This is a genomic window from Sphingomonas sp. CCH5-D11 (assembly GCF_001557395.1).
GTDB lineage: Bacteria > Pseudomonadota > Alphaproteobacteria > Sphingomonadales > Sphingomonadaceae > Sphingomonas.
Genome location: NZ_LSKH01000055.1, coordinates 1 through 6,462 on the forward strand (window position 1 = coordinate 1; position 6,462 = coordinate 6,462).

Consider the following 6,462-nt stretch of genomic DNA (forward strand, 5'->3'; position numbering starts at 1 on the left):
AATTCCCGCCGACGCTGCAGCTTGCCGGAAGCCGCGATTTCGCCTCCAGCGTGCTGACGTGGCAGCATCGCCAACTGAGCGCGATGGGCGTCACGAGCGAGCTTCAGATCTTCGACGGGCTGGGCCATGCCTTCTTCGTCTGGCCGGACATGCCTGAATCCATGGAGGCTTTCCGGCTTGTTTCGGCCTTTTTCGACCGGCATTTGGGCGCGGAGCCGGCGCGCTCGGACAACAGGGGTAATTGACGATGAAGCTTTGGCATTCGCTGGTCGGGACATCGCTGGCGGTATGCGCGCTGGTCGCGGAACCGCTGGGCGCGCAGCAATCGCCGGCGGCGCTGTACGGCGACCTGTTCAGCGCGGTGCAGACCGGCCGCCTCTTCCCGGATGGCAAGACCTTCGCCGATGCCGCGCCCAAGCGCGACCCGCAGGCGATCATGGCGGATTATCGCCGTGAGCGGCCGGCCACGCCTGAAGCGCTGCGCAGCTTCGTGCTCGCAAACTTCACCGTCCCGGGTGTCAACGATCGCGGCGCGACGGATCTACGGCGCCATATCCGGAACCTGTGGCCGATGCTGGTGCGCCAGCCGGACGAACAGGTCGCCGGTTCCTCGCTGCTTCCGATGCCCCATCCCTATGTCGTCCCGGGCGGCCGCTTCCGCGAGATGTATTATTGGGACAGCTATTTCACCATGCTGGGCCTCGCCGTCGATGGGCAGCAGCCTTTGGTGGAATCCATGCTGGCGAACTTCACCGACACGATCGAGCGGTACGGCCATATCCCCAACGGAATGCGCAATTACTACCTCGGCCGATCGCAGCCGCCATTCTACGCGGCGATGCTGGACCTGTCGAAGGACACCGATCCAGCGACGGCGGCGAAGCGGCTGGCGGCGCTGAAGAAAGAACATGCCTATTGGATGAAGGGCGCGTCGTGCCTCGATTCGAACGGGGCGTGCGACCGCGTGGTGCGGATGCCCGATGGCACGCTGCTGAACCGCTATTGGGACGATCGCCCGCTGCCGCGCGATGAAAGCTTCGCCGAGGATCTGATCACCGCCAAGGAAGACCCCAGCCGTCCGGCGGAGGAGATGTACCGCCACCTGCGGGCGGGGGCGGAGAGCGGCTGGGATTATAGCAGCCGCTGGCTTTCCGATCCGCAGCGGCTCGCCTCCATTCGGACGACCGACATCGTGCCGGTCGATCTCAACAGCCTGATGCTGATCATGGAGGAAGCGATCGCCAGGCGCAGCGCAGCCGCAGGGGATCAGGCGGGCGCTGCGTCGTTCACGGCATTGGCGAACAAGCGCCGCGCCGCGCTGAACCGCTATTTCTGGGTCGCCGGGCAAGGGCGCTACGCCGATTGGGACCGGGTGACGCGCAAGCCCACGCCGCGCATCTCGGCCGCCACGCTTTACCCGCTGTTCGCGGGCGCAGCCTCGCCGCAGCAGGCGGCGGCCGTTGCCGCAAGCGTCCGCCGCGATCTGCTGGCGACGGGTGGCCTGCGCACCACGCCGGTGCGCACCGGCCAGCAATGGGATTCGCCCAATGGCTGGGCGCCGCTGCAATGGGTGGGGATCGCCGGGCTGGAGAAGAACGGGCAAGGTGAGCTGGCGCGCGAGATCGCGAAGCGCTGGCTGGACACCGTTTCCACGACCTATGCCGAGACGGGCAAGATGCTGGAGAAATATGACGTCGAGGAGCGCAAGCCCGGCGGCGGCGGGGAATATCCGACGCAGGACGGCTTCGGCTGGACCAATGGCGTGACCAGCGCGATCCTGGAGCGTTATCCGGACCTGTGACTACCTCGGCCGTTCGCCCTGAGCCTGTCGAAGGAGGCGTTCCTGGCACGTACCTCGACAAGCTCAGTACGAACGGAGAGAGGCTAGCAACATCGTCCGCCGCCGCTGCCGTAGCGGGCCTGCTGGCGATCGCGGAAGAATTCCGCCCGCGTCATCGGCGTGGCGCCGGGATGGTGGTCTGCGACGTGCCGGCAATAGGCATCGTAGTCCGGCATGCCGACCATCAGCCGCGCGGTCTGCGCAAGGCGCGACAGCAGGCTCACCGCGCGACACCCAGAACCGGCGGGATCTCCGTCGCGCTTGGCCGGGCCAGACGGCCCGCGGCGAGGCAGGTGCGCACCGTATAGACCAGAATGGCGGCCACTACGGCGAGGAACAGCGCGCAGAGCCCGGCGTCGATCCGGTCGTTGAAGACGATGCGGCCCATCTCCGCCATGGAGGCGGCAGGCTTCAGCACCTCGCCGCGCGCGATAGCGTCCGAAAACACCTCGGCATGGGCGAGGAAGCCGATCTTCGGATCGGGGTGGAACAGCTTCATCAGCCCCGCCGTGCCGGTGCACAGGACAAGCCAAGCCGCCGGTACGATCGTCACCCAGGCGAATCGATCGCGCTTCATCCGCACCAGCACCACCGTTGCCAGCATCAGCGCAACCGCCGCGAGCATCTGGTTGGAGATGCCGAACAGCGGCCAAAGCGTGTTCACCCCGCCGAGTGGATCGGTGACCCCCTGGTAGAGGAAGAAGCCCCAGGCTCCGACGCAGATCAATGTCGCGACCAGCCCGGGCACGAAGCTGGACGTCTCCTTGAAACGCGGGCTCACCAACCCGAGCAGGTCCTGCAGCATGAAGCGGACCGACCGGGTGCCGGCATCGACGGCGGTGAGGATGAACAACGCCTCGAACAGGATCGCGAAATGATACCAGAAGGCCTTCATTCCGGGGCCGCCGAGCACGTTGCTGAAGATCTCCGCCATCGCCACCGCCAGCGTCGGCGCGCCGCCCGCGCGGCTGACGATCGTCGTCTCGCCGACCTCGCGCGCGGTGGTGGCGAGCGTGTCGGCGGAGATCGGGAAGCCCATCGCGCTGATCGCCGCCGCCGCCGTCGCCGGATCGCCGCCGGTGATCGCGGCGGGCGTGTTCATCGCAAAATAGATGCCGGGGTCGAGAATCGAGGCCGCGATCAGCGCCATGATCGCGACCGCGCTTTCCATCAGCATCGCGCCATAGCCGATGAACGGCGCATCGCCCTCGCTGGCGATCAGCTTGGGCGTGGTGCCGCTGCTGATCAGCGCGTGGAAGCCGGAGACGGCGCCGCATGCGATGGTGATGAACAGGAACGGGAACAGCGGCCCAGCCCAGACCGGGCCGGTGCCACTGAAGGCGAACTCGGTCAGCGCCGGCATTTTCAGCGGCGGGGCGAGCACGACGATGCCGATCGCGAGCGCTGCAATCGCGCCGATCTTGAGGAACGTCGACAAATAGTCACGCGGCGCAAGCAGCAGCCACACGGGCAGCAGGGAGGCGACTGCGCCGTACACGATCAGACCGAAGCACAGCTGCACCGGTGTCAGCGTGAAGATCGGCGCCCAGGTGGCACTCTCTGCCACATTCTGCCCGAAGATGATCGCCGCGATCAGGCCGATGAAGCCGATCACTGACACTTCGCCGATCGCGCCGGGGCGGATCCAGCGGGTGTAGGCGCCCATCAGCATCGCAAGCGGCACGGTGGCGATAACGGTGAACAGCCCCCACGGGCTTTCCGCCAGCGCACGCACCACGATCAGCGCCAGCACGGCCAGAATGATGACCATGATCATGAAGGCGCCGACCAGCGCGATGGTGCCGGGCACCGCGCCCATCTCCATGCGGACGAGTTCACCCAGCGACTTGCCGTCGCGGCGCATGGAAATGAACAGGACCATGAAGTCCTGCACCGCGCCCGCCAGTACCACGCCCGCGAGGATCCAGAGCGTGCCTGGCAAATAGCCCATCTGTGCCGCGAGCACCGGGCCGACCAGCGGGCCGGCACCGGCAATGGCGGCGAAATGGTGGCCGAACAGGACGCGGCGGTCGGTGGCCACATAATCCAGCCCGTCGGCACGGCGAACGGCAGGGGTGGGGCGCGACGGATCGATGCCAACCACGGCGCGGGCGATGAACAGGGCGTAGTAGCGGTAAGCAACCAGATAGACGGACACAGCGGCGGCGACGATCCACAGCGCATTGACCGGCTCGCCGCGGACGGTGGCGACCACCCCCAGGCTGCCGGCTCCGACAAGCGCCAGCGCGATCCATGGAAGATGCCGCGTCATCTGAAATCCTCTTTGCGCATGGTCCATAAGCGCCGCCCCTAGTGCATGGCGTGCCGCGCGGCCAGCACCACCGGCGGCGCGCGCATTGCGCGCCGACGGGAACCCTCCTGCGGGTTCCGGCGATTGGGGGGCAGTACCGGAACCGGCGCGGGAGACGCAGCATGGCGGAAGCCACCTGGGGCGATGCACTCGACCCCTCGATAGACTGGAAGATGAGTGCCTCGCTCGAAAACGTCACGCGCGGGGGAGAAGAAGTGCCCGAAGTCACCAACCTCGAGGCGGCCGTGCGTGCGTGGCTGCAACTGGAGCAAGGCATGAAGGGAGAGGCGGTGCTGACCCTTGAGCGGCCGATCCACCTGGAAGCCGGCATGCCCCTCGACACGTTCGTCGGCGAAGCTATCGGCGATCTCGCGCGACGCCTGCCGGCCTGACCGGCGACGTATCCAAACAGAAGGAAGTAGCTGATGGCAGACGGCCAGTTGGAGATCGATACCAGTTCCGTTCTCGACAACATCGACGCCGAGCTCGTGGAGTTCACCGGCGAGGTCGATGGCGACGATTACGAATTCGCCGTCCAATATGACCTGCTGGAAGCGTTGAGCGGCGATCGCCCGGACGGCGATGCGGTCGACATGTTCAACCGCTTCATCGATCAGGTGACGGAAGCGGCACTGTCCGCACTGAGCCGGAATTCGGACGCAAATCCGATCGTGGTGAGCGAATCCGACCTCGAATAGGCATTGTCGCCGGTTGCGCGATGCTCCGACGCCCGTCAGATCATGACCATGAAGCGGACGGATCATCGCGCACCCAGCGGTCGCATGGACGAGCGTCGACCACCCGCTGAGGACGGACGGGCGGGGCGGCCTTCATGATCGATATCCGGCCGCCACACGGCGGGTTCGCCGGGCCGGTCAAGCGATCGATCACCATCGCCGGCCATCCTACCTCGATCAGCCTTGAACCCTTGTTCTGGCAGGCGTTGGAACAGGCGGCGGCTGCGCGTCGATTGCCGTTGTCCGCGCTGGTCGCGGAAATCGACGCCGTGCGCATCGGCGCAGCCGATCCCCCCAATCTGGCCAGCGCGCTGCGGACCTGGCTGCTGGCGGAAACGATGCGCCGGCAAGCGGATGACGGCCTGTCACCCGCCTGACCCTGTCGCTGTCCCGCCGCAACAGGGCGGCGCCTGTGCGGCGCGTGGATAGCGACTCCCGCGGCCAAGCATCGCATTTCCTTGCGCGCACTTTCCCGCTAGCGCGTTCCTGTCGATCCGTTCAGGGAACGGACAGCGAAACCGATTAGGCACGGGGCTGGGGTGTTTGCCGCCCGGTGCGCGTAGAAAGAAGAAGGAAGCCGCGATGTCGCAGACGGAAACGTTGATCGAGACGCCGGAGGCGCGCGGGCCGCAGCGCGCCGATCGACGTGCCTTCTTTGCCACTGCCTTTGGCGCGGCAGCGGTCGGTGCCGGCGCACTCGCGCTCACGACGCAGCCGGCGGCGGCGCAGACGGTGGCCACCGAACTCGACGTGCTGAACTTCATTCTGAACGTCGAATATCTGCAAGCGAACTTCTTCTCGGTGGCGACCGGCGGCGCGGTGCTGGCGGCTGACGACATTTCGGGCAGCGGCACGGCCGGCGTGGCGACGGGGGCGCGGGCGGTGTCATTCGGCGACGCCGCGCTCGCTTCCATCGCGAAGGAAATGGCCGCTGACGGCCTGGCGCATGTCCGCTTCCTGCGCAGCTCGCTGACGACCTCCTATGCCGTGGCACAGCCCGCGATCGACCTCGGCTCCGCCGCAGCCAATGCGTTCAGCGGCCTCGCCCGCGCGGCCGCGATGATCGGCAACGCCCAGTCGTTCGATCCTTATGCCAGCGAGGACAATTTCCTGCTCGCTGCATTCATGCTGAAGGACGTGAGCGTCACGGCTTATGGCGGCATCATGGGGCTGATCACCACTTCCGCTTATGTGGAAGCTGTCGGCGGGATGATGGCAGTGGAGGCGCACCATGCCGCCGCCCTGCGCGCTCTGCTCTATCGCCGCGGGCTGAGCACCCCGTCGCTGATCGATGCGACGGAGGCGATCTCCGGCGCGCGTGACACGCTGGATGGCGCCACGACCGATCTGGACCAGGGGGTGCGGCCCACCGCCTCCGCATCGGGCGATGCGATCGCCAATGTCGCGCCGCTGAACGCCAATGGCCTCGCCATCAGCCGGACGCCGCAGCAGGTGCTCAACATTCTCTATCTGAACAGCGGGACTGCCACGAGCGGCGGCTTCTTCACCGCCGGGGTCAACGGCACGATCAAGTCCACCGCGACGAGCTGAGGCGCCGCCCGCCTCGCTTGTTT

At 66.8% G+C, this 6,462-nt stretch carries 8 protein-coding genes; 6 read left to right on the forward strand and 2 right to left on the reverse strand.

Annotated elements, in window-relative coordinates; all coding sequences use genetic code 11:
* On the forward strand, positions 1–245 hold a 245-nt coding region (locus AX702_RS22385; protein WP_443026279.1), incomplete at its 5' end, for an alpha/beta hydrolase.
* Positions 246–247: 2 nt separating this feature from the next.
* Entirely contained in the window at positions 248–1,801 is a 1,554-nt protein-coding gene (gene treA, locus AX702_RS03505) for an alpha,alpha-trehalase TreA (protein ID WP_066776210.1), read from the forward strand.
* A gap of 83 nt (positions 1,802–1,884) precedes the next feature.
* Here the strand turns inward: treA and AX702_RS03510 are convergent, their stop codons facing one another.
* Positions 1,885–2,064, reverse strand: coding sequence for a YbdD/YjiX family protein (locus AX702_RS03510; RefSeq protein ID WP_066776213.1), 180 nt, complete (start codon positions 2,062–2,064; stop codon positions 1,885–1,887).
* On the reverse strand, positions 2,061–4,112 hold the full coding sequence (locus tag AX702_RS03515; RefSeq protein WP_066776216.1) for a carbon starvation CstA family protein: 2,052 nt from the start codon (positions 4,110–4,112) through the stop codon (positions 2,061–2,063). Before AX702_RS03515 ends, AX702_RS03510 begins: the two co-directional genes overlap by 4 nt.
* A 161-nt stretch (positions 4,113–4,273) precedes the next feature.
* On the opposite strand from AX702_RS03515, the gene AX702_RS03520 reads away from it, so the two are divergent.
* The 4 genes from AX702_RS03520 to AX702_RS03535 all read left to right on the forward strand — a co-directional run bounded on the left by AX702_RS03520 (position 4,274) and on the right by AX702_RS03535 (position 6,439).
* A complete protein-coding gene (locus AX702_RS03520; RefSeq protein ID WP_066776221.1) occupies positions 4,274–4,543 on the forward strand; it encodes a hypothetical protein in 270 nt (89 codons plus the stop codon).
* A 33-nt stretch (positions 4,544–4,576) separates the two neighbouring features.
* On the forward strand, positions 4,577–4,849 hold the full coding sequence (locus tag AX702_RS03525) for a hypothetical protein (protein ID WP_066776224.1): 273 nt from the start codon (positions 4,577–4,579) through the stop codon (positions 4,847–4,849).
* A 134-nt stretch (positions 4,850–4,983) separates the two neighbouring features.
* Positions 4,984–5,265: a ribbon-helix-helix domain-containing protein gene (locus AX702_RS03530; RefSeq protein WP_066776226.1), complete on the forward strand. Its 282-nt coding sequence runs from the start codon at positions 4,984–4,986 to the stop codon at positions 5,263–5,265.
* Between the two features lie 205 nt (positions 5,266–5,470).
* Positions 5,471–6,439: a ferritin-like domain-containing protein gene (locus AX702_RS03535; RefSeq protein WP_066776229.1), complete on the forward strand. Its 969-nt coding sequence runs from the start codon at positions 5,471–5,473 to the stop codon at positions 6,437–6,439.
* The last annotated feature ends 23 nt before the right edge of the window (positions 6,440–6,462 follow it).